At 71.1% G+C, this 22,291-nt stretch carries 15 protein-coding genes; 7 read left to right on the top strand and 8 right to left on the bottom strand.

Annotated features, from left to right (window positions below; translation table 11 throughout):
- The first annotated feature begins 24 nt into the window (after positions 1-24).
- Complete coding sequence (locus ACZ60Q_RS34140; RefSeq protein WP_469641449.1) at positions 25-1,179, top strand: epoxide hydrolase family protein; 1,155 nt, start codon at positions 25-27, stop codon at positions 1,177-1,179.
- Positions 1,180-1,240: 61 nt separating this feature from the next.
- Here ACZ60Q_RS34140 and ACZ60Q_RS34135 read toward each other — a convergent pair whose 3' ends face one another.
- A complete protein-coding gene (locus ACZ60Q_RS34135) occupies positions 1,241-1,951 on the bottom strand; it encodes a class I SAM-dependent methyltransferase (protein ID WP_469641448.1) in 711 nt (236 codons plus the stop codon).
- A gap of 26 nt (positions 1,952-1,977) precedes the next feature.
- On the bottom strand, positions 1,978-3,363 hold the full coding sequence (locus ACZ60Q_RS34130) for an FAD-dependent oxidoreductase (protein WP_469641447.1): 1,386 nt from the start codon (positions 3,361-3,363) through the stop codon (positions 1,978-1,980).
- Positions 3,364-3,539: 176 nt separating this feature from the next.
- Between ACZ60Q_RS34130 and ACZ60Q_RS34125 the strand changes: the two genes are divergently transcribed.
- Genes ACZ60Q_RS34125 through ACZ60Q_RS34115 form a run of 3 tightly spaced genes read left to right on the top strand, consistent with a single transcriptional unit; the run spans position 3,540 to position 8,416 of the window.
- Positions 3,540-5,873, top strand: a complete 2,334-nt coding sequence (locus ACZ60Q_RS34125) for a peptidase S8 (RefSeq protein ID WP_469641446.1) — start codon at positions 3,540-3,542, stop codon at positions 5,871-5,873.
- Between the two features lie 36 nt (positions 5,874-5,909).
- Positions 5,910-7,247, top strand: coding sequence for a nucleotide disphospho-sugar-binding domain-containing protein (locus ACZ60Q_RS34120; protein ID WP_469641445.1), 1,338 nt, complete (start codon positions 5,910-5,912; stop codon positions 7,245-7,247).
- Positions 7,244-8,416, top strand: coding sequence for a DegT/DnrJ/EryC1/StrS family aminotransferase (locus tag ACZ60Q_RS34115; RefSeq protein WP_469641444.1), 1,173 nt, complete (start codon positions 7,244-7,246; stop codon positions 8,414-8,416). Before ACZ60Q_RS34120 ends, ACZ60Q_RS34115 begins: the two co-directional genes overlap by 4 nt.
- Here ACZ60Q_RS34115 and ACZ60Q_RS34110 read toward each other — a convergent pair.
- Complete coding sequence (locus tag ACZ60Q_RS34110; RefSeq protein WP_469641443.1) at positions 8,361-11,729, bottom strand: AfsR/SARP family transcriptional regulator; 3,369 nt, start codon at positions 11,727-11,729, stop codon at positions 8,361-8,363. The genes ACZ60Q_RS34115 and ACZ60Q_RS34110 overlap by 56 nt on opposite strands.
- A 183-nt stretch (positions 11,730-11,912) precedes the next feature.
- Here ACZ60Q_RS34110 and ACZ60Q_RS34105 point away from each other — a divergent pair, with 183 nt between their 5' ends.
- Both ACZ60Q_RS34105 and ACZ60Q_RS34100 read left to right on the top strand, forming a co-directional pair.
- Entirely contained in the window at positions 11,913-13,556 is a 1,644-nt protein-coding gene (locus ACZ60Q_RS34105) for an MFS transporter (protein ID WP_469641442.1), read from the top strand.
- A gap of 76 nt (positions 13,557-13,632) precedes the next feature.
- Positions 13,633-14,814 (top strand): acyl-CoA dehydrogenase family protein, encoded by a 1,182-nt coding sequence (locus tag ACZ60Q_RS34100; RefSeq protein WP_469641441.1) that lies wholly within the window; start codon positions 13,633-13,635, stop codon positions 14,812-14,814.
- A 183-nt stretch (positions 14,815-14,997) separates the two neighbouring features.
- On the opposite strand, the gene rfbB is transcribed toward ACZ60Q_RS34100, so the two are convergent.
- From rfbB to ACZ60Q_RS34075, 5 genes are all read right to left on the bottom strand, one after another.
- Complete coding sequence (gene rfbB / locus ACZ60Q_RS34095; RefSeq protein ID WP_469641440.1) at positions 14,998-15,972, bottom strand: dTDP-glucose 4,6-dehydratase; 975 nt, start codon at positions 15,970-15,972, stop codon at positions 14,998-15,000.
- The gene (locus ACZ60Q_RS34090; protein ID WP_469641439.1) at positions 15,969-17,024 is read right to left on the bottom strand and encodes a glucose-1-phosphate thymidylyltransferase; all 1,056 of its coding nucleotides are present in this window, start codon (positions 17,022-17,024) and stop codon (positions 15,969-15,971) included. Before ACZ60Q_RS34090 ends, rfbB begins: the two co-directional genes overlap by 4 nt.
- 112 nt (positions 17,025-17,136) lie before the next feature.
- Positions 17,137-18,381, bottom strand: coding sequence for a methyltransferase domain-containing protein (locus ACZ60Q_RS34085; protein WP_469641503.1), 1,245 nt, complete (start codon positions 18,379-18,381; stop codon positions 17,137-17,139).
- A gap of 185 nt (positions 18,382-18,566) precedes the next feature.
- On the bottom strand, positions 18,567-20,222 hold the full coding sequence (locus ACZ60Q_RS34080; RefSeq protein ID WP_469641438.1) for an FAD-dependent oxidoreductase: 1,656 nt from the start codon (positions 20,220-20,222) through the stop codon (positions 18,567-18,569).
- The gene (locus tag ACZ60Q_RS34075) at positions 20,219-20,788 is read right to left on the bottom strand and encodes a DUF5987 family protein (protein ID WP_469641437.1); all 570 of its coding nucleotides are present in this window, start codon (positions 20,786-20,788) and stop codon (positions 20,219-20,221) included. The genes ACZ60Q_RS34080 and ACZ60Q_RS34075 overlap by 4 nt, the downstream gene beginning before the upstream one ends.
- Positions 20,789-21,153: 365 nt before the next feature.
- Between ACZ60Q_RS34075 and ACZ60Q_RS34070 the strand changes: the two genes are divergently transcribed.
- On the top strand, positions 21,154-21,870 hold the full coding sequence (locus ACZ60Q_RS34070) for a helix-turn-helix transcriptional regulator (protein ID WP_469641502.1): 717 nt from the start codon (positions 21,154-21,156) through the stop codon (positions 21,868-21,870).
- Positions 21,871-22,291: the final 421 nt, after the last annotated feature.

Genomic DNA, 22,291 nt, shown 5'->3' with positions numbered 1-22,291 from the left:
CCCCACCCCGCAAGAAAGGGCCATGTGAAACCCTTCCACATCGACATCCCCGAGGAAGACCTCGACGACCTGAGGCGGCGGCTGGAACTGACCCGCTGGCCCGGGGCCTCCCCGGACGCCGGATGGGCGCGCGGGGTGCCGATCGACTACCTGAAGGACCTCGTCGAGTACTGGCGTACGGAGTACGACTGGCGGGCGGCCGAGGCCCGGGTGAACCAGTACCGCCAGTTCCTCACGGAGATCGACGGCGTCCGCATCCATGTCCTGCATGTCCGGTCTCCCGAGCCCGGGGCGCGTGCGCTGGTTCTCACCCACGGCTGGCCCGGGTCGATCGTCGAGTTCCTCGACGTCATCGGGCCCCTCACCGATCCGGTACGGCACGGGGGCGACCCGGCGGACGCCTTCCACCTGGTCATCCCCTCGCTGCCGGGGCATGGCTTCTCGGGCCCGGTGACGGAACCGGGCTGGGACTATCCCAGGGTCGCCAGGGCCTGGGACGAGCTGATGCGCAGGCTCGGTTACGACACCTACCTGTCCCAGGGGGGCGATCACGGGGCGTTCGTCTCCCTCGAACTCGCCCGGCTGGCACCCGGGCGTGTGGCCGGAATACACGTCAACATGCTCTTCAGCGTCCCGTCGGGCGACCCCGGGGAGCTCGCGGAGCTCTCCCCGGCCGACTTCGAGCGGCTCGACAGGATGGCCCGTTTCGACCGGGAGCTCTCCGGCTACATGAAGCTCCAGGCCACCCGTCCCCAGACGGTGTCCTACGGGCTCACCGATTCGCCGGTCGGCCAGCTCGCCTGGATCGTCGAGAAGTTCATGGAGTGGACCGACTCGGACAAGGCGCCCGAGGACGCGGTGGACCGCGACACGCTGCTCACCAACGTCATGTTCTTCTGGCTGACGGCCTCCGCGGGATCCTCCGCGCACATGTTCTACGAGGCGCGCGCCTACATGCAGGGCGTCTTCACGCCGGGAGTCCTGCCGGAGCCGGTGCCCGTGCCCATGGGCGTCCTGGTCCTCCAGCCCGACTTCGCGCCGGTGCGGAGCATCGCCGAGCGCCAGTATCCGGCCATCACCCACTGGACCGAGATCGAGCGGGGCGGTCACTTCGCCTCGCTGGAGCAGCCGGCGGCCTTCGTGGCCGACGTACGGAAGTTCGCGCGGGGTCTGCGCTGAGAGACGCCGGGTGCCCGGCCCGGAGACGTTCCGGGCCGGGCATGTCCCTTTTTCGCCCGCGCTATCCGCGCTCCGCCACGAACAGCCCCCGCCCGGACTGCACGTCCGGGAGGTACTCGGTGGTGCAGCCCGCTCCGGCGAGCGCGTCCAGATACTGCTCCCGGGTCCACAGTCCGAAGACGTGGGTCTCGGTGAAGTGCTCGATGCCGTGCCGGTCGGCGACCACGTAGTGGCTGTCCACCCGGGCCGACTCCGGGGACCGCCGGGTGTGCGAGACCCGCGACACGGTGCGCCCGTCGCCGCGGACCACATCGGCGGCGATGTGCCCTTCGAGGAAGTTCTCGGGGAAGTACCAGGGCTCCACGATCAGTACGCCTCCCGGTGCGAGATGCCGGACCATCCGCCGGAGCGCGGTCGCCAGGTCGCGCGGGGAGGGAAGGTAGGCGACCGCGGTGGAGAGCGAGATCACCGCGTCGAAGGTGCGTCCCAGGTCGAAGTCGCACATGTCCGCGACATGGAGGGGGGTGCCCGGGAGCTTGGCCCGGGCGACCTTCACCATCGGCTCGGACAGGTCGATCCCCTCCACGTGGCCGAAGCTGCGGCCGAGTGTCAGCAGGTGCTCGCCGGTGCCGCAGCCCACGTCGAGGAGCGAGGCCGCCGAGGGGTGGCGGGTCCGGACGATCTCGGCCACCAGCTCCGACTCGGCGCGGAAGTCCTGGCCCCGGGCTTTGTACACCAGGTCGTAGATCGGGGCGAGTTGCTGGGCGAACAAGGTGATCCCCTCTTTGCCGGAGCGGTTCAGCCGGTATGCCCGGGTACCACCGGATCGGCGGCCGCCGGGCGCGCGGGAGCCTTCGGCGGGCGGCGTGTCGCGTGGCGCAGGACCCGCAGCACGGTGGCCGGGCGCATCAGGGACTGCGGCGGGTCGATGAGGCCGGCCACCCGCATCATTCCGTCGGCGAGCCGTTCGTCCTTGGTCGCGGCGTACTGCACGCGCGCCATGTACGCGTTGCCGATGTTCACCTTCAGCGTGCGGCGTCCCTCGACTCCGGGGAAGGCGAGGTCGCCGCCCGCCGAGACGTCCCAGGGGATGTCGATGGCGCGGGACACGTCCTGGTGGAACAGCCGGGGGACCACGGGCCCGTCGAGCCGGAGCCGGTCGCGCAGCGCCATCGTCTCGATCGCGGCGACGCTCATGCCCTGGCCGTAGACCGGGTTGAAGCTGCACGAGGCATCGCCCATGACGAGCAGGCCGTCGGGGAAGCGGGACAGCCGCTCGTAGCGGCGGCGCACGCTCGCCGGGAACCGGAAGGAGACCGGGTCGTCGAGCGGCTCGGCGCCGCGGACCGCGTCGTACACGTCCGGGACGGGCAGGGAGCGTACGAACTCCAGGAACGCGTCGGGCGCGGTGGGTGGCTGGTCGCCGAGGATGCCGGTCAGCGACAGGATGCACCGGTCGGGGCCGACCTGGCCGAAGAACGCGCCGCGGGGGTGGTCGGGCGAGGCCACCGGGTTGATCGACTGGACTCCGTCGAACATCCCGGGCTCGGTCCTGTAGTGCCGGGTGGTGTAGGCCAGGTCGACCTTGACCCGTTCCTCGTCGGGGCGCCGGTAGCCGAACTCCTCCAGCCAGACCGGGGTGCGCGAGCCGCGGCCCGTGGCGTCGACCACCAGGTCCGCCTCCAGTTCCTCCTCGGCGCCGGTCGCGGTCCGCAGGACGCGCACCCCGGTCACCCGGTCGCGGGCGGGGGTCGCGTTCAGGCCGAGGATCTGGTGCTCCTCCCGGAACACCACGTTCGGCAGGGCCCCCACCCGCTCGCGTACGCATCCCTCCAGATAGGGGCGGGGCGGCGTCAGCGACTTCAGTCCGGTCCTGGCCGGCCGCAGGCGGCGCGCGTTGAAGAACCAGCGCATCTCCCCGAGGTCGCCGACCGGCACTCCGGCGGCGGCCAGGTCCTCGGTGAAGCCGGGGAAGAGCTCCTCCAGGATCAGCTGGCCGCGGGCGTGCAGACCGTGGGCGTGACGGGTGTGCGGGGTGCCGCGGCGGGGCTCGTGGACGCCGACCACCTTGTCACGGTCGATCACCACCACGTCCGAGTAGAACTCGGCGAGCACCCGGGCGGCGAGGATCCCGGCCATGCTCCCGCCGAGCACCACAGCACGGTTCCTGGCGCGGCTGGTCATCGAGGGGTACCTCCTTCTGTTCGCGTCTGGTGCTCAGACCCTCGCTTCCCGCGTTCGGGGCCCGCATCTCCTGGGTTGCGCACCGCATTCCAGGAGATGCCGAGAGGAGCGCGCGCGCACCACCATGGCGGTGGATCTTGGACATCTCGAACACCCGTCACTTGGGAGGTACGTTGATGCGGACCGGCTTGATCGGCTTGGTCGCGGCAGCGCTGCTCGGCGTCGGGGCGGCGCCCGCCGCCCCGGCGAACGGGGCGGACCTGAAGAGCGATCGTGTCACCGAGGAGCACGCGCGCACCGTCACCCTGATCACCGGTGACCGGGTCCGGGTGCCCGAGGCCGGGGGGGCCCGGGCCGACGTCGAGCGGGCGGCAGGCCGCGAGGGGGTGCGGTTCAGCAGCTACCGGATCGACGGGCGCCAGTACGTCGTGCCGGAGGATGCCCGGCACCTGGTGCGGGAGGGCCGGCTCGACCGGCGGCTCTTCGACGTCACGGCGCTGGTGAAGGCCGGGCACGACGACCGGTCCGCGGAGCTGGCGCTGACCGTGGACGGTGCCGAGCGCCGGGTGCCCACGGCGAAGCTGGCGGGCTTCTGGAAGAGCCTGCGCGGCACCGGCAGCACCGTCGGGGCGGCGGGCGGCGGCGACTTCACGGCCGCCCGCCGCTCGGCCCGCGCGGGAGCCACCCGCGCGCTCACGGTGCGGCACCTCGGCAGGGACGGCGCTCCCGCCGCCGACGCCGAGACGATGGTGATCGGCCTGGACGTGCCCGTACGCGAGTTCCTCCACGACGAGGACGGCACCGCCGGTCTCCGTCTGCCTCCCGGCCGCTACATGCTGGTCTCCGACATCGTCGGCCAAAACGGCGACTGGCACCGGATCGTCCGCCCGCTGCTCGATCTGGCCCGGGACACCCGGATCACGGCGGACGCCCGCACCACCGCCCCGGTGACGACGGCCCTCCCCCGCAAGGGAGCGCGGCCCGCCGCCGTCGACGTCGGGATCGAACGCCGGTTCGGCGACCGTGTCCTGAGCGTCTCGCTGGGGAGTACCGCCTTCGGCAGGCTCTACACCGCCCAGCAGGGGCCCTCGGTCGCCGATGCGGAGATGACGTCGGGTCTCTCCTCGACCTGGGGCGTCCCGGGTCCGGCCGGCGACTTCAAGAACACCCCGTACAGCTACCACCTGCTCAACACCGAGCGCGGCGGGTTCTTCACGGGCTTCGCGCGCACGGTCCGTGAGGCGGAGCTGGCCCGGGTGGAGGCCGCGCACAACACGCAGACCGCCGAGCGGCGCGGTGTGAAGGGCTTCTTCGGCATGGCCCCGGGTTTCGCCGCGGTGTCCGGGACCATGCTCCCCTTCGACCTGCCCGCCAGGGTCACCCACTACCTGGACACCCGTGACACCCAGTGGTCCGGGGCCTTCGGTGAACAGATCACCGGAGCCGACGGGTTCCCCGTGTACGCGACGGCCATGGGGTCCGACTACAGGGCGTACCGAGCCGGGGAACGCACCACGGAGCGGTGGAACGCCGCCGTGTTCGCCCCGTTCCTCTTCCGCCCCGACCACGCGGGCCGCGAAGGCGACCGGATGTGGGCGGGCGTCCCGCTCTTCACCGATCAGGACGATCACCGGGCGGGCTCGCTGACCGACAGCGCCTCGGTCAAGCTCTTCCGCGACGGCAAGCTGGTCGGCGAGTCGGACGGTGGGCAGCTCAACGCGCGGGTGTCTTCGGGCAGGGCCGAGTTCCGTATCGAGAGCACCGCCGACCGGCGATCGCTGTTCCGGCTGTCGGACCAGGTGAAGTCGGTGTGGACCTTCAGCTCCGACACCACCGGCGAGGCGGCGCCGCTGCCGCTGTGGGTGGTCCGGTACTTCCCCCGGGTCGACCTGTACAACAATCCCGTGGGGGGCGCGGACATCGTGCTGCCGTTGTCGGCCGAGTCGCACGCCGGAGCGGACACCGGCCAGGTGAGCGCGTTGCGTTTGAGTGTCTCCACCGATCAGGGCGGCTCCTGGCGGCAGGTGCCCGTGGTGCGTGACAAGGCGGGGAAGTCGCGGGCGGTGGTGCCCCGCCCGGGCGGGGGGAAGAGTATCTCGCTGCGCGCCCAGCTCACCGATTCCCGGGGCAACACCCTGGAGCAGACCACCATGAACGCCCTCAGGACGGACCGGGCCGCACCGTCCGCCCCGCCGGTCCCGCCGGCCCCGCCGGCGTCGCCCCGCGAGTGCATCAGCGCGCCGGAGACCCCGCACAAGAGCTCCAGCGGGTTCCGGATCCTCAGTTCGGCGCGCAACGCCTGCGGCACTCCGACCACGTTCTGGCTGATGCGCTACGACGCGGGCCGCTCGGAGTGGCACTCCGTCACCGAGAACGTCATTCCCGCGGGCGGTACCGCGCCGGCCGACTGGCCCTGCAAGGGAAGCGGCACCCACACCTACCGGGCGGTCCAGTTCGACCCGAACATGATGTTCAACAGGGCGAGTCCGGTCGTCTCCATCACCTGCTGAGCCCCTGCCCCACGAGCCGGCCCAGGGAGGCCCCTGATGCGCGTCCTGTTCACCGTCTGGCCCAACCCCTCGCACCTCTACCCCGTGGTGCCCCTCGCCTGGGCGCTCAGAAGCGCGGGGCACGAGGTGTGCGTCGCGTCCCACCCGGAGATCTCCGAGACCATCGCGGCCACCGGCCTTCCCGCCGTACCGCTCGGAAACCCGGACGACATGCCCGTTCCCGCGGGGCCGGGAAGGGCCTACACCGACGAGCGCGCGAAGGTCGCGCGCGTCACCGGCGAGCTCGGTCTCAACGCCGCGGACCGCGAGCTGTGGGACACCTTCAGCCAGTTCATGCTGCCGGCCATGTGGGACTTCCACCCCTACGACGCCCCTCCGGGGGAGGAGCGTCCGGCCATGGACGCCCTGGTGGCGTTCACCCGCAGCTGGCGTCCCGATCTGGTGCTGTGGGACCCGTGCTTCCCGGGGGCCGCGGTCGCCGCCCGCGACTGCGGGGCGGCGCACGCCCGCCTCATCACGGCGCCGGACTGGTGGGGCTGGTCGGTCGACAGGCTCGCGGCACGGGCGGCCGCGGGTGCCGCCCCCGGCGACGATCCGCTGACCCGGACCCTGGGTCCGGTCGCCGAGCGCTACGGCCAGCGCCTCGACGACGAACTGATACGCGGCCAGTGGACGGTCAGCACCCTGTCCGAGGCGATGAGCATCCCCGTGAGCACGCCGACGGTCCGTGTCCGGTGGGTTCCGTTCTCCGGCCAGAGCGTCATGCCGCCCTGGCTCCATCCGGTACCGGAGCGGCCCCGGGTGGGCCTGTCGCTCGGGCTGTCCTGGCGCAAGTATTTGGAGGGCGGCTGGGATCACGTCCCCGAACTGCTCGACGCGGTGTCGACGCTCGATGTCGAGGTCGTGGCCACGTTGAACGCCAAACAGCTCGCCGGGGTCTCCCGGCTCCCCGACAACGTCCGTGCCGTCGACTACCTGCCGCTGGACCAGCTGGTGCCGACGTGCTCCGCCCTCATCCACCACGGTGGCCTCGCCACCTACTCGGCGGCGGCGGCCCTGAACGTGCCGCAGCTGATCACCGACACCGCCGAGGCGGACGTCCTGGCGGTCCAGGAGGGCGAGGGCATGGGCGCGACGAAGCACGCCGCGTCCCCCGTCTCCGTACGCCAGGTGCTCGCCCGGGGCGCCGGGCTGGTCCTCGACATCGGGCGGCCGTCCTCGGCCGCGATGCGCGCGCAGATCAGCCGTGTCCTGGAGGAGCCGTCGTTCCGGGAGGGGGCGGCGCGGCTGCGCGAGGAGCACCTGGCGATGCCGAGCCCGCACGAGACCGTCCCCGTGCTGGAGAAGCTGACCGCCCAGTGGAGCACGAGATGATCAACGTGTCCCAGCCGAGCCTCGGCGAGGAGGAACTCGAAGCGGTCCGTGAGGTGTTCGAGGGGAACTGGCTGGGATACGGGCCGCGCTGCGAGCAGTTCGAGGAGAGCTTCGCCCGGTATCTCGCGCTGGATCCCCGGCACCTGGTGTTCATCAACTCCGCGACCTCCGGGCTGTTCCTCGCGGTGGAGCTGCTCGGGCTCGGTCCGGGCGACGAGGTCGTGATGCCGTCGGCCGCTTTCGTCGCCAACGCCAACGCGGTCGCCGCCGCGGGGGCCCGTCCGGTCTTCTGCGACGTCGACCCCCGTACGCTCAACCCCACCGCCGCCGATGTCGAGCGTGTGCTGAGCCCTCGGACCAAGGCGGTGATGGTGCTGCACTACGGGGGTCTGCCCGGTGACATCGCGGCGATCGCGGAGCTGTGCCGTGCGCGGGGCGTAGCGCTGATCGAGGATGCCGCCTGTTCTGTCGCCTCCAGCGTCGACGGCCGGATGTGCGGGACGTTCGGGGACTTCACGGTGTGGAGCTTCGACTCCCGGAAGATCATCACCACCGGGGACGGCGGCATGATCTACGTACGGGATCCCGGTCTCGCCCGGAAGGCTCATCGGCTGGCGTACCACGGGCTGGCCGACCGCAGCGCCTTCACCTCCGCGGCGCAGGGGGCCGACCGGTGGTGGGGGCTGGAGGTGGAGCATCTGGGGCGCCGTCTGATCGGCAATGACGTGACGGCCGCCATCGGGCAGGTGCAGTTGCGCCGCCTCGCCGGATTCGTCGCCCGGCGTTCGGCCCTCACCGAGGTGTACGACACCGGGCTCGCCGGGCTCGACGGGGTGCGGCTGCCGCCCCGTCCGCCGGCGGGGCACCGCAGTACCCACTACTTCTACTGGGTCCAGCTCGCGGAGGATCTTCGCGACCGGGTCGCCAGGACGCTGCTGGAGCGCGGTGTGTACACGACCTTCCGCTACATGCCGCTGCATCATGTGCCGCTCTACCGCGGCGGAGGGCCGCCCGCCGCCCTGCCGGGGACCGACGAGGCCTGGTCGACCACGCTGCTGCTGCCGCTGCACCAGGCGCTGCGGGATGACGAGGTGCACACGGTGGTACGGGAGTTCACCACCGCTGTACGGGAGTGCCGGGCTGTGGGGGATGTGCCGGCCGGGGGCTGAGGTCTGTGGCCACCGGAATCAGCTCGTCGAGGTCGGCGCGGCGGCCGTCGGCGTAGGCGTCCTGGTAGGTCCGCTCGCCGAGGGCGCGTCGGGCCTTCGCCGTGATGCGCTCGACGTCGCCCCGATCGGCCGGCACGGGCGGGGCGTTCGCGGCCTCCCCGGCGCCGGCCGCCGCGCCCAGCAGGCGTGCGGCCGTGTGGTGGCCTTCCAGCTGTGCGTGCACTGCGGCCAGTCCCACCAGGGCGATCACCACTCCCCGGGGGTCTCCGGCGAGTTGGCGTGCGACGTCGAGGCCTTCCAGGTGCAGGGCGAGTGCGGTGCGGGTGTCGCCGCGTGCCTCCGCGACGAATCCCAGTTCGGGCAGGATCAGCGCCAGCGGCAGGGTGTTGCCCAGGCCCGACCGCTCCTGCGGCATCCAGTCCAGGACGCGGCGTAGGTGCGTCTCGGCCACCTCCAGTTTTCCGGCCTTGCGGGCGGCGATCCCGAGCCCCATCTCGCCGAAGATCTCCCCCGGTTTGAAGCTGTGTTCCCCGGCCAGCCGGATCGCCTGCTCGTGAAGTTCCCGGGCCTGCTCGAACTCGCCGGTGAGCATCGCCACCCGGCCGAGCCAGGAGAGTCTGCTGGACACCTCCGACCAGAGGCCGAGCTCCTGCGCGGTGCGCAGCCCGGTCCAGTGCAGTTCGGTTGCCTCCTCGTAGCGGCCGGCGATCTCGGCCAGGTTGCCCAGGGAGTCCGTCGCCTGGAGGTAGCCCCAGCGGTCGCCGATGTCCCGGAAGAGCGCGGCGCTGCGTTCGCCGTCCTGGCGGAGGGAGGTCAGGTCCCCGCGCACCATCGCGTGTTTGGCGCGGGTGCCCAGTGCCGCCGCTGTGCCCCATCGGTCGTCCAGTGCGTCGAAGGCGGCCAGTGCCGCGCCGACGAGTTCCTCGCTGACCGACAGATCGCCGAAGTCGCATTCGATGAAGCCGAGGAACCAGCGTGCCCGTGCCCGGTCGGCGGGCTCGTCGTCCCCTCGGCCCAGTGCCTGTGCCGCCCGCCGTCTGGGGGCGTCGTCCGCCGCGTCGCCGGAGAGCACCGTGAAGCCGGCGTGCCAGGCCAGGGCCACCGCGCGGACGGCGTCCGGCGCGGGCTCCCGCTCCTGCGGGTTGGGGGCCGTCGCGTCCAGGGCCGCGCCCAGCTGTCGTATGCCCTCGCGGAGCCGGCCGCGCAGGAACCAGTACCAGGCCAGTGAACCGGCGAACCGCAGGGCCGCGTCCCCGGCGCCCGGCCGGCCCCCGGCCGCGTCCCCGATCGTGCCGGTGAGCGCGCTGCGCAGGTTTCCGCGCTCGGTGTCGAGGAGGTCCAGCCATCCCTGCTGGTCCGCGGTGTAGAGGTGCGGTCCGGCCTGTTCGGCGAGTTGGCGGTAGTAGTGCTGGTGACGGCGCACCGGCTCGGTGTCGCCGGCCTCCCGCAGTTTCTCGCGGCAGTACTCGGCGACGGACTCCAGGAGCCGGTAGCGGTGGCCGCCGGTATGTTCCACGGCCACCACGAGGGAGCGGTCCACCAGCCGTGCCAGCAGGTCCAGTACGTCGGGGGCCGCCACGTCCTCGCCGCCGCACACGGCCTCGGCAGCCTCCAGTGTGCAGCCGTCCACCTGCACGGCCAGTCTGCGCAGGACGATGCGTTCGGGCTCGGTCAGCAGTTCCCAGCTCCAGTCGATCATCGCGCGGAGCGTCTGCTGACGCGGCGCGGCTCCCCGGCACCCGGCGGCCAGCAGCCGGAACCGGTCGTCGAGCCGGGTGAGGAGCCCTTCCACGCCCAGGGCGCGGATCCGGGTGGCGGCGAGTTCCAGGGCGAGCGGGATGCCGTCGAGTCTGCGGCAGACCGAGGAGACCGCGCGGGCGTTGTCGTCGGTCAGGGAGAACCCGGGCACGTTGTCGCGGGCGCGGGCCACGAAGAGCTGTACGGCGCTGGAGCGTTCCAGTGCCTCCGGGCGTGCGTCGTCCGCGGGGTCGGGCAGTTCCAGGGGGGGTACGGGCCATCGGGCCTCGCCGGCGAGTTGGAGCGGTTCCCGGCTCGTCGTGAGGATCCGCAGGCCGGGCGCGGCCAGCAGGAGGGTGTCGGCCAGCGCCGCGGTGGCCTCGATCAGGTGCTCGCAGTTGTCGAGGAGCAGCAGGGCCTGCTTCGTCCGCAGGTAGTCCGCGAGCTGTCCGGCCGGTGTTCTGCCCCCTTCGGGGGACCCGGGGTCAGCGGCGGCGCTCTCGTGCACTCCCAGGACGGCCATCACCGCCTGGGCCACCGTCTCGGTCGCCGGCTCCGTCTGCTCCGGTAGGCCGGAGCGCGCCAGCGGGGCCAGTTCCACCAGCCACACCCCGTCGGGGAACGTGCCGACGGACCGGTTCGCCGTCTCCAGGGCGAGGCGGGTCTTGCCCACTCCGCCGGGTCCGGTGAGGGAGACCAGGCGGCCCGCTCCGAGGAGGGCGCGTACGTCGGTGACGGCCGTGTCGCGGCCGATCAGCGCGGTGATCGGGGAGGGCAGGTTGCTGCCCGCGGGCGTCACCGGGGGGCTGCCGGGGCCGGGGAGGGGGGTGAGTGCCGGGTCCTGGCGCAGGATCGCTCCGTGCAGTTCGGCCAGTTCGGCGCCGGGGTCGAGCCCTATCTCCTCGACGAGGAGATGGCGCAGTTCCTCGTAGGTGGCCAGTGCCTCGGTCTGCTGTCCCGAGCGGTAGAGGGCGAGCATGTAGGAGGCCCGCAGTCTCTCCCGCAGCGGGTACCGGCCCACCAGTTCGCCGAGTTCCCCGGTCAGGGCCTGGTGTTCGGCCAGGGCCAGCCGTGCCTCCGCCTGTTCCTCGCGGGCCGACAGGCGCTGTTCTCTCAGGCGGGTGATCGCCGGTTGGAGGAAGGGCAGGTCGTCGAAGTCGGCGAACGCCGCTCCCCGCCACAGCCCGAGCGCCTCGGTCAGCAGGGCGGCGCGGCCCCGCGGGTCGGGCGCCGTCCGGGCCTGTTCGAGGAGTGTCTCGAATCGCTGGGCGTCCACCGCGTCGCCGGGGGCCTTCAGCGCGTACCCGGTGGCGAGCGACACCAGGAGGTCCTTGCCGCCGGGCTCGGCCTCCTCCAGCACCCGGCGCAGGCGGGAGATCTTGATCTGCAGCGCGCCCACGGGGTTGGCCGGGGGGGCGTCGCCCCACAGGTCGTGGACCAGCCGGTCGGTGGAGACGGGGCGCCCGCCGTGGGCCAGCAGGTCGGCCAGCAGTGCACGGATCTTCTGTTCGGGGACCCTGACCGGACGGTGGTCCTCGGTCAGTACCGAGAGCGGGCCCAACACACCGAAACGCATGCGCAACGGTATCGCGTGGCGTCCGACAGGGGGGCGAATGCGGTCCGACAGTGCTCCGAAAGTGCCTGTGGGCAGAGTGGTCGGGGTATCGGGCAGCCGCGAATTCCCCCGGCGGCTGCCCGGTGCCGCGGCGACCTTCCGGGCCCCGCTCGGTCCCTGACGGAGAAGACGAAAGGCTCAGTGATGGATACGAACACGACCAGCGAGGCTCCCGCGAGGGCGGGACGCCGGGAGTGGATCGGCCTGGGCGTTCTGGCCCTGCCCACGTTGCTGCTGTCCCTGGACATCAGTGTGCTGAACCTGGCCCTCCCCCATCTGAGCGCGGACCTGGGCGCCAGCGCCACCCAGCAGCTCTGGATCATGGACATCTACGGGTTCATGATCGCCGGGTTCCTGATCACCTGGGGCAACCTCGGTGACCGCATCGGGCGGCGCAAGCTCCTGATGTTCGGCGCCGCGGCCTTCGGTGTCGCGTCGGTCCTCGCCGCCTACGCCGACAGTCCCAACACCCTGATCGCCGCCCGCGCGGTCCTCGGCATCTCGGGGGCGACGCTGATGCCGTCCCTGCTGGCGTTGATCGGCAACATGTTCCACGACGCCAAGCAGCGGGGCACGGCCATCGGCATCTGGATGAGCTGTTTCATGGGCGGCATGGCGCTCGGCCCGGTCGCCGGTGGCGCGCTGCTGGACCACTTCTGGTGGGGTTCGGTGTTCCTGCTGGGTGTGCCGGTCATGGCGCTGCTGCTGATCCTCGGTCCGCTGCTGCTGCCCGAGCACCGTGACCCGGCGGCGGGCAGGACCGATCTGCTGAGCGTCGTGCTCTCCCTCGCCACGATCCTGCCGGTCATCTACGCGGCCAAGAGGCTGGTCACCGACGGGTTCGCGGCGACGACGCTGCTGACTCTCCTCGCCGGCGTCGTCATCGGTGTCGTGTTCGTCCAGCGGCAGCGCAAGCTGGCCAGTCCGCTGCTGGACCTGCGGCTGTTCCGCAACCGCACGCTGAGCTCCGCCCTCGGGGTCGCGCTGCTGTGCTCCGCCACCATGGGCGGTGTGACGCTGCTCGTCTCCCTGTATCTCCAGCAGGTGGCGGGGCTGTCCCCGCTGAAGGCGGGGCTGTGGCTGGTGCCGTCCTTCGCCCTGGCGATCATCGGCAACCTGGCCGCGCCCAACCTGGCACGCCGTATCCGGCCGGCCTACGCCATCGCCATCGGCCTGCTGGTGACGACGGTCGGTCTGCTGCTGCTCACCCAGGCCGACGGCGAGGGCGGTATCGCCCTGGTGGTGACCGGATACGCCATCGCGTTCGCGGGCACCAGCCCGATGGGCGTGCTGAGCACCGAACTGGTCGTGGGCTCCGCGCCTCCCGAGAAGACCGGCTCGGCCGCGGCGATGTCGGAGACGAACGGCGAGTTCGGCATCGCGATGGGCATCGCCGTCCTGGGCAGTGTCGGTGCGGCCGTCTACCGGGGCGAGATGGACGACACGATGCCCGCCGATGTTCCGGCGGGGGCCGCCGACAGTGCGCGGGACAGTCTCTCGGGCGCTTCGCAGGCCGCCTCCGATCTCCCCGGGGCGGCGGGGGACGGTCTGTTGTCCGTCGCTCGTGAGGCCTTCACCGGCGGGCTGCACGTCGTCGCCGTCTCGGCCGCTGTGGCCATGGTCGCCTTCGCCGTGCTCTCCGTCGTGGTGCTGCGGCACGTACGCCCCAGCGCGGAGAGCGAGCAGCAGCCCGACGGGACGGCCGGCGGCGCTCCCGGCGGGACGGCCGGTGAACCGGGTGGCAGGGCGGAGCCCGGCACGGTCAAAAGCGCCACTACGCAATCCTGAAGATGTGGGGGTGCGGGCCCCGTTGCGATGCTCGAAGCGCTTCATCCGGATCTCTTCACCCGAGAAAGAGGACACGGTGCTGACGGCTCAGACGACGACACGAGAACAACTGGTCCGCAATGCGGCGGAGTCGGCCTCCACGCTGCGCGAGCACGCCGACTGGTCGGAGGAGAACCGGCGGATCCACGACAAGTCCGTCCAGGCCCTGGCCGACGCCGGTCTCTTCCGCATGCGGGCGCCCGCCCAGTACGGCGGGCATCAGTCGGACACCCGCACCCTGTACGAGGTGGCGGTGGAGCTGGGCCGGGCCGACGGCTCCGCCGCCTGGACGGCGTCGGTGTACTGGATCCCGACCTGGATGGCGGGGCTGTTCCCCGACGGGGCGCAGGCGGAGGTCTTCGCCACCCCCGACGTTCGGATCTGCGGGACCCTGAGCCCGACGGGGACGGCCGCCCCGGTGGACGGCGGGATCGTGGTCGACGGGCGGTGGGGGTTCATCACCGGGGCGCTGCACGCCCACTGGCAGTTGATCGTCGCGGTCCTGATCGGTGCGGACAGCGAGCCCATGCCCGTCATGGCGCTCGTGCCGATGGAGGACCTGACCGTCGTCGACGACTGGTACACCTCGGGGCTCAAGGGCACGGGCAGCGTCACCACGGCCGCCCAGGGGGTGTTCGTCCCGCAGGAGCGGGTGGTGCCGCTGGGCGCGGTGCTCCAGGGGCAGTCCGCCTCGCAGGCCAACGAGGGCCAGACGATCTACCGGGCGCCGCTGCTGCCGGTCGCCGCCGCCTCGTCGGTGGGCCCTGTCGTCGGGATGGCCAAGGGGGCCATGGACGCGTTCCTGAAGCGGCTGCCCGAGCGGAAGATCACCTACACCTCCTACGAGCGGCAGAGCGAGGCCGCGCTGACGCATCTGCAGGTCGCGGACGCGGCGATCCGGATCGACGAGGCGGAGTTCCACGCCCACCGCCTCACCGCGCAGGTGGATGCCAAGGCGGCCGAGGGGTCCGAGTGGACCCTGCTGGAGCGGGTCAGGGCACGCGCCGACATGGGCGCGGTGTGCCGGCTGGCGAAGGAGGCCGTGGACATCCTCAACACGGCCAGTGGGGCCTCGTCGATCCGTCTGGACGTCCCGATCCAGCGGTTCCAGCGCGACGTCCAGGCGGTCAACCTCCACGCCCTGATGCACCCGGACACCAACGCGGAGCTCTACGGGCGGATGCTCTGCGGCCTGGAGCCCAACACCCTCTACGTGTGAGCCGGTCGCTTCCTCCCGGGGGCTCCGGGGGGTCCATCGCGCCCGGTCCGCCGGCCTGGCTGCCGGCGGGCCGGGCGCGCTCACGTGTCCGGCCCGGTCGAACGGCCCGTCCTCCCGCACCGCGGCCGGACAGCCGGAAGGCGGCGGGCAGACATCTCCCGCCGCCGTGTCACCGGAGCCCGGTCACCGGGCCCGGTGCTTGGTCTCCTTCCACCAGTCGGTGTGCCCGTGGTACCAGGCGACCGTCTCGGCGAGGCCGGTGGCGAAATCGATGCGCGGCGCGTAGTCCAGTTCCTCGCGGATCCGGGTGTCGTCGAGGGAGTAGCGCCGGTCGTGGCCGGCGCGGTCGGCGACGTGTCTCACGAGGGACCGGTCGGCGCCGCAGAGCCGGAGCAGTTCCCCGGTGACCGCGAGATTGGACTGCTCGCTGCCGCCGCCCACGTTGTAGATCTCCCCGGCCCTCCCCCGGGTGAGGACGAGCTGGATGGCGCGGCAGTGGTCGTCGACGTGCAGCCAGTCGCGGACGTTGTGCCCGTCGCCGTACAGCGGCAGTTCCAAGCCCTCCAGGAGGTTGGTGATGAACAGCGGGATGAGTTTTTCCGGATGCTGGTAGGGGCCGTAGTTGTTGGTGCAGCGGGTGATGGAGACGTCCAGGCCGAAGGACCGGTGGTACGAGCGGGCCAGCAGGTCGGAGGCGGCCTTGGATGCCGCGTAGGGGGAGTTGGGCAGCAGTGGTGACTCCTCCGTCCACGATCCCCGGGCTATGGAGCCGTACACCTCGTCGGTGGAGACGTGTACCACGCGTTCCACGCCGGTCTCCAGGCAGGCGCTCATCAGGGTCTGGGTGCCGCCGGCGTTCGTCCGTACGAACGGATCGGCGAAGTCCAGGGAGCGGTCTACGTGCGACTCGGCGGCGAAGTGCACCACGGCGTCGTGTCCGGGCAGCAGTTCGCGCAGCAGGGACCGGTCGCAGACGTCGCCCTGGACGAACTCCAGGAGCGGATGCGCGGCGGGGATGTTGTCGCGGTTGCCGGCATATGTCAGCAGGTCGAGCACGGTGACCCGGGTGTTCTCGCAGTCCGGATAGCCCGGGCCCAGCAGCGTACGGACATAGTGCGAGCCGATGAATCCGGCGCCGCCCGTCACCAGCAGCCTCATCCTCGTATCCCTTTCGCGGCGGGCCGGGGCGCCGGCGCGGGGGGCGGCGGGTCGGCGGTCATGACGGCGGAGGGGCAGAACAGGGCGCCCCGCGCCCGGTGGGGGCCTCGCAGTGTGATGTGGTCCAGCACGATCGCATCGGCGAGATCGACCGTGTGCAGCCGGGAGTCGGCGCCGACGGCGGTGCAGGGGCCGATGCGGCTGTCCTCGACCAGGGCGCCGGGGCCGATGACGGCCGGTCCTTCGATGAGGGACCGCACGACGCGGGCGCCGGGGCCGACGCTCACCCGGCCGCGGAGCACGCTGGTCGCGTCCGCGCTTCCCTCCATGCCGCCGCGCAGGTTCCTGAGGATGTGGCGGTTGGCCTCCAGGAGGTCCTCGGCGCGTCCGGTGTCCTTCCAGTATCCGTGGTACTCGCTGCACCCGATGTCCGAGCCGTGGTTCAGCATCCACTGGATGGCGTCGGTGATCTCCAGTTCGCCGCGCCGGCTCGGCTCGATGGAGGCGACGGCCCGGTGTATGGCGGAGGTGAAGAAGTACACGCCGATGAGGGCGAGGTCGCTGCGTGGCCGTTGGGGCTTCTCGACGAGTTTCCGGACCCTGCCCCCGGCGTCGAGTTCGACCACGCCGAAGGCCCGCGGGTCCTGGACCCGGTGCACGACGACATGGGCCGCGGGCCGCTCCCGCCGGAACTGCGAGGCGATCCGGTCGACGCCGTCCGGCAGCAGGTTGTCGCCGAGGAACATCGCGAAGTCGTCGTCGCCCAGGAAGCGGCGGGCGAGTGTCACGCAGTGCGCCAGGCCGTAGGGCCGGTCCTGCCGCAGATAGGTGATGGTGGCGCCGAACCGGGACCCGTCGCCGATGGCTCGGCGGATCTCGGGCTCCCAGTCGCCCACCACCATCCCGATATCGGTGACGCCGAGGCTCCGGATATTCTCCAGGACGTATTCGAGAACCGGTTTGTTTGCGACCGGCGCAAGCTGTTTGGGCATGAAATCGCTCAGGGGTCGTAATCGGGATCCCGATCCGCCGGCCAGAACCAGAGCCTTCATGGGGACGATCTCCTCCCTCTGTTTCACCATGGTCGCGAGAGGTGGGAGAGATCCGCATCTCCGAGAATGCGGCACGATTCCCGCAGGGCGGGATTCCGCACATTTTTTTGCCCTACACGATGTGCACGTCCGGCACGTACAGGATCCACTTGCCGCCCTGCTCCGCGAACTGCCGCTCCTTCGCCATGATCTCTTCGGCGTGGTTCCAGGCGAAGAGCACCGCGTACTGCGGATACGGGTCGGCGAACACCTCGGGCGGACGCACCGGAATGTGCGAACCAGGTGTTACCAGGTGTTGTTTGACCTGTGTCGAATCGCAGATGTAGGGGATGAGGTCCGGGCCGATGCCGCTGTGGTTGAGGATCGTGGCGCTCTTGGAGGTGGCACCGTATCCGGCGATGCTGCGCCCGTCGGCGCGCAGCTCGCGCAGGAGTCCCACCAGGTCCCGGCAGATGTGCTCCGCGGCGTCGGCGAACCGCCGTAGCGTCGCGATGTCGCCCAGCCCCTGCCGTTCCTCGTCGGCCAGCAGTTCCCGGACGGAGGGTTGCACCTTACGGGCGCCGGGCCGGGCCAGGGTGTAGCGCAGGGAGCCGCCGTGCACCGGCAGTCGCACCGCGTCGACCAGTTCGAAGCCGAAGCGGTCGGCGGTGGCCCGCATCGAGCGGGCGCTGAGCAGGTAGTAGTGCTCGTCGTAGATCTGGTCGAACGCGGTGTGTTCGACGATGTCCCCCAGGTAGCGGTCCTCGAAGACGAACACCCCGTCGGGGGCGAGGAGCACGTCGACGCCCTTCAGCACGGAGTCGAAGTAGGCGAGGTGGCTGATGGTGTTGGCGGAGAAGATCAGGTCGGCGGGCCCCTTCTCGGAGCGGATGGCGGCCGCGGACGCCTCGTCGAAGAAGTCGATCCGTACCTCGATCCCCCGCTCGCGGGCGACCTCGGCCGCTCCTGCCGAGGGGTCGACCCCGAGGTGCCGCACTCCCCGTCTGCGGAGGGTCTCCAGCATGACCCCGTCGTTGCAGCCGATTTCCACGACGAAGGGCGTGCGGCTGCCGAGCCGGCCGTCCAGGAACTCCAGGGCGGTCCGCTCGAAATGGTCTCGGATGAGCCGTGACCCGGACGAGCGGTAGGGATATCCGGAATGGAACATGACGTCGCGGGGGACCTCGTCCAGCTGCTGGACCATGGTGCAGACGGAGCACTGCCCCATCGCGAGGTCGTAGAACACCTCGCCGGTCAGGTCGGCGGGGTCCACGAAGGCGTTGGAGACGGGTTGCCTTCCGAAATCGATGAACTTCCGCAGGTTGCCGCCACAGACGCGGCAGCCGATTGTTTTCGCGAATTCACTCTCATCGGCCATCATGAAGGAAAGATAGAACTCCGGCTCTTATCCCGTCATCTTCCGCTGTGCTCTTCCCCGGCCGGGGGTGAGGTGACGCCGGTCCCCACGAACGGCGGGTTCGTGGGGACCGGTGTCCCTCGGACGGCGCGGGGCCGGGCGGGCCGGACGCGGCGTCGCGCCGCTGCCCGTGGCCCGGGTCCGCGCTATCTGCGGGTGAGGAGGGGGAGCTGGGGGCGGACGCCGGCCCGGCCGGAGGCGCCGCCGTCCGGGGTGGGAGCGCCGTAGGTGACGTCGACGCCGCGGTCGCGGGCCGCCTGCACGATGCCGGGGACGGCGCGTTCGGCGAGCGCGGAGATGGTGAGCGCCGGGTTGACGGTGAGGGCGCCCGGTACGGCGGAGCCGTCCGTCACGAAGATGCCGGGGTGGCCGCGTAGTTCGTGCCGGTCGTCCAGGGCGGAGGTGTGCGGGTCGTCGCCGATGCGGCAGGAGGCGAGGGGGTGGACGGTGTAGGCGCCCACGACGTCGTTGGTCCAGGGCATCACGCGGGCCAGTCCGTCGCGTTCCAGGATGTCCTTGACGACCGCGTCGGACTCGTCCCAGCCGCGCAGGGTGTTGGCGGTGGGCCGGTAGGAGATGGGGCCGCGGCCGAGCATCTGCTGGGAGATCCGGACGGCGTTCCCGGTCGGCGGCGGCGGGCCGAAGACGCCTTCGTTGTCGTCCTCGATCATCGTGAAGATGGTGAGCCAGGAGCGCCAGCGCCGGACCAGTTCGGTCTTCTCCGCACCGAACCAGCTGGGTCCCTGGGCGTCGGGCACCTGGGCGAGGATGGTGCCGAAGCCCGGGGGGAAGTAGAGCTGTTCGAGGGAGAATCGGGAGTGCTCGGGCAGGTTGCCGTCGAGGTTGTCCCAGCTCGCCACGACCGGGCCCTTGCCGATCTGGTTGGCGAGGTAGGCGGTGCCGTCGCCGCGGTCCAGGCCCAGGAGCTCGCGGGCGCGTTCTTCGTTGATCACGGCGTTGTTGAGGCGTTCGCCGTTGCCGGAGAAGTAGCGTCCGACGGCGTGCGGCATCCCGCCGAGGTCGTCGGCGGAGCGTTGCAGGATGACCGGGGTGGCGCCGGCTCCCGCGGCGAGGATGACGATCTTCGCGTCGATGGCGCCGCTGCCGTTGCTCAGGCGGTAGTCCGTGTCGTCGATGGTGTTGTAGTGCACCCGGTAGCCGCCGCCGTCGGTGCGGGTGAGTTTCTGCACCTCGTGCAGCGGGCGCACCTCGGCGCCGTGGGCGCGTGCGGCGGGCAGGTAGTTCAGCAGGAGTGAGCGTTTGGCGTCGAAGCGGCAACCGGCCATCATCCAGTTGCAGTTGGTGCACTTGGAGTTGTCCACGGCGGTGGGGACGGGGTTGGCGGTCCGGCCGGCGTGGTCGCACGCGGCGGCGAACAGGCCGCCGGCGTAGCTGACGTCGTCCCAGCTCTGGGTGGATACCGGCAGCGCCTCGCTGACCACGTCGTACCAGGGGTCGAGGGTGTCACGGCTGATCGCGGCCGGCCACATCCGGCGGCCGATGCTGCCGGTGCGGTCGAAGACGAAGCGGGGGGCGCGGGGCATCGCGGCGAAGTAGACGACGCTGCCTCCGCCGACGCAGTTGCCGCCGAGCAGGCTCATGCCGTCGCCGACGGTGAAATCGAAGATCCGGGTGTAGGAGGAGCCGAGGAGGAAGTCGTGCTCGAAGTCGTTGGATTCCAGCCATGGTCCCCTTTCCAGCACGGTCACCTTGGCTCCGCCCGCGGCCAGGTGGTAGGCCGTGATGGCTCCGCCGAATCCGCTGCCGACGATCAGGACGTCGGTCTGCTCGATAGCGTTCACGCCAGGCTCCCGGAGGGGGTCGTGTCGGGGTGGAGCCGGGCGAGGGGGCGGCCGTAGGAGAATTCGGAGAAGCGCCACTGCCCGTCGTCGGAGGGGGGTGCGAAGCCGAGGGCGACCAGTCCCGGGTGGCCGTCGGCGATCGCGTCGGCGGTGTGCAGGTGGGCGCCGGTGTCGAAGGCCATGTTGCTGAACAGGGCGAGGCTGACCCACAGGTCGCGTTCGGGGTGGCCCGGTGCGGTCAGGATGGTCACCAGGCGGGTGCGTTCGGCGTAGGACAGTGCCACGAAGGGCGGCACCGCAGGGTCCTGCTCGGCCGGATTCCCGGCGGCGTGCAGCCGGGCGTGCACGTTGAGGGCGTCGGCGAAGTCGTCCAGGGAGTCGGCGAGGCCGGTGGCGGCGGTCCCGAGCAGTTCGAGGGCTCCGGCCGCCACCGCGCCGGGACCCGGCACGACGCCTGCCACGGCCCGGTCCTCGTCGTTGCGTTTCGCACCGGGAACTATGGTGTCGGCGAAGGCCTCCAGCGTGCTGATTTTGTCCTGATTTAATATCGGTTGAATGGAAGGCATTCCTACTCCATTTCGGTGTGCGGGCCCGGTGTGAACTCGGCGGCGACTCGGCATGCCGGGAACCTCTCCGTGCACTGATCCTCCGCCCCGGGGATGATCAAAGCATCTCCGTCATTGCTGTAACTCCGCAGGGCTAAAGGATTCCGCATATGCCCATGGGGCGTTCGCAGCAAACATCGATTTCATGGTTGCCCGGCCGCTTATCCGTCGCTAATAATGTCCGGCGGAGCTGACTGATTTCACTTGGCGTGAACCGATCGGCCCGTGGGCCTGGCCGATCCGTCTCGACTTCGGAGGGCAAAATGCACAGTGCAGAGTGCACAGTGACAGGTATCGAGCGAGCCGTGGAGCAGTCGATCCGCATCATGCGGAGCAAGCTCTCGGAGCCCCTGAGCATCGATGACATGGCTCGATTTGCCATGTACAGCAAATTCCACTTCTCTCGTGAATTCCATCGGATCACCGGGATTTCACCGAAACGTTTCCTCTCTGCATTGCGGATACAGGAGGCCAAGCGGCTGCTGTTGACCACCAGTATGACGGTCACGGATATCAGCTGCAGCGTCGGGTACAGCAGTGTCGGAACGTTCAGTTCGCGCTTCACGAACAGCGTCGGGCTTCCGCCGTCGATGTACCGCCAGTTCGGCGGATATGCGACACAGATAAACGTCGCGAGAAGCATGGGTGCCGGGGAGTCGGTGAGAGGTTTCGTCACTGCGCCGACCGTCTCCGCATTAGGTCTTATTTTCCTGGGAATCTTCCCGACGAGGGTGCCGGAGGGGCGGCCCATCAGCTGCACGGTACTGCGTAGACCCGGACCGTTCGAGATGAAGAACGTGCCGCCCGGCGTGTGGTATTTGCTGGGCCATTCCGTGCCCGCCACCGCGCACGAGGCGCTGACGGACGGGCTGCCGGTCCACGTGGGATCTCTCGGTCCCCTGGAGATCCGTTCGCGAGCGGCGCACGCCGTCGTCGAATTCCCGCTGCGCGGCGTGCGGGTCCTCGATCCGCCGGTGCTGATGGCGCTTCAGCAGGTACGGTCGGCCGCCTTCGAGAACAACCTGGTCCAGCCCACCGGATGACCTTCGGGTGTGAGCGCCGCCGTAGCGCCCGCGCGGTCCCGGCCGCGCGGGGCGGCCGGAACCCCGGCCGGTTCGGCGCCCGCGGTATGCGCCGGACGGGTCTTCGGGTCCCGGCCATGGCCCCTCCCCCTGTCTTCTGACGGCCCGACCATCATCGGGCGCGAGCCGCCGCCGGCGCTTCTTCGCCGTTGCGCCCGGGGGCGTGCCCCCCGCCGCAGCACGGTCGAAGAAGGCGACCGCCGGCCCCGCTCGTCCAACCGCCTGCCGGCCGGCGCCCCGGACACACCCGCGGGGGGGGGGCCCCCCCCCGGGGGGGGGGGGGCGGGGGGGGGGGGGCGCGGGGCGGGGGGGGGGGGGGGGGGGGGGGGGGGGGGGGGAGGGGATGCGGCGGCGGCCGGGGCCGAAGCCGCCGCCCCCGTCG

It is taken from the genome of Streptomyces sp. NPDC104313 (assembly GCF_055583985.1).
Note: the sequence above shows the minus strand (reverse complement) of the source record. Positions and strands in the feature narration are given on the sequence as shown.

Coding starts and splice junctions, on each gene's coding strand:
- ACZ60Q_RS34125 (WP_469641446.1), top strand. CDS start 3,540: ATGCGGACCGGCTTGATCGGCTTGGTCGCGGCAGCGCTGCTCGGCGTC.
- ACZ60Q_RS34115 (WP_469641444.1), top strand. CDS start 7,244: ATGATCAACGTGTCCCAGCCGAGCCTCGGCGAGGAGGAACTCGAAGCG.
- ACZ60Q_RS34110 (WP_469641443.1), bottom strand. CDS start 11,729: ATGCGTTTCGGTGTGTTGGGCCCGCTCTCGGTACTGACCGAGGACCAC.
- ACZ60Q_RS34085 (WP_469641503.1), bottom strand. CDS start 18,381: ATGGCCGATGAGAGTGAATTCGCGAAAACAATCGGCTGCCGCGTCTGT.
- rfbB (WP_469641440.1), bottom strand. CDS start 15,972: ATGAGGCTGCTGGTGACGGGCGGCGCCGGATTCATCGGCTCGCACTAT.
- ACZ60Q_RS34120 (WP_469641445.1), top strand. CDS start 5,910: ATGCGCGTCCTGTTCACCGTCTGGCCCAACCCCTCGCACCTCTACCCC.
- ACZ60Q_RS34070 (WP_469641502.1), top strand. CDS start 21,154: ATGCGGAGCAAGCTCTCGGAGCCCCTGAGCATCGATGACATGGCTCGA.
- ACZ60Q_RS34075 (WP_469641437.1), bottom strand. CDS start 20,788: ATGCCTTCCATTCAACCGATATTAAATCAGGACAAAATCAGCACGCTG.
- ACZ60Q_RS34130 (WP_469641447.1), bottom strand. CDS start 3,363: ATGACCAGCCGCGCCAGGAACCGTGCTGTGGTGCTCGGCGGGAGCATG.
- ACZ60Q_RS34090 (WP_469641439.1), bottom strand. CDS start 17,024: ATGAAGGCTCTGGTTCTGGCCGGCGGATCGGGATCCCGATTACGACCC.
- ACZ60Q_RS34105 (WP_469641442.1), top strand. CDS start 11,913: ATGGATACGAACACGACCAGCGAGGCTCCCGCGAGGGCGGGACGCCGG.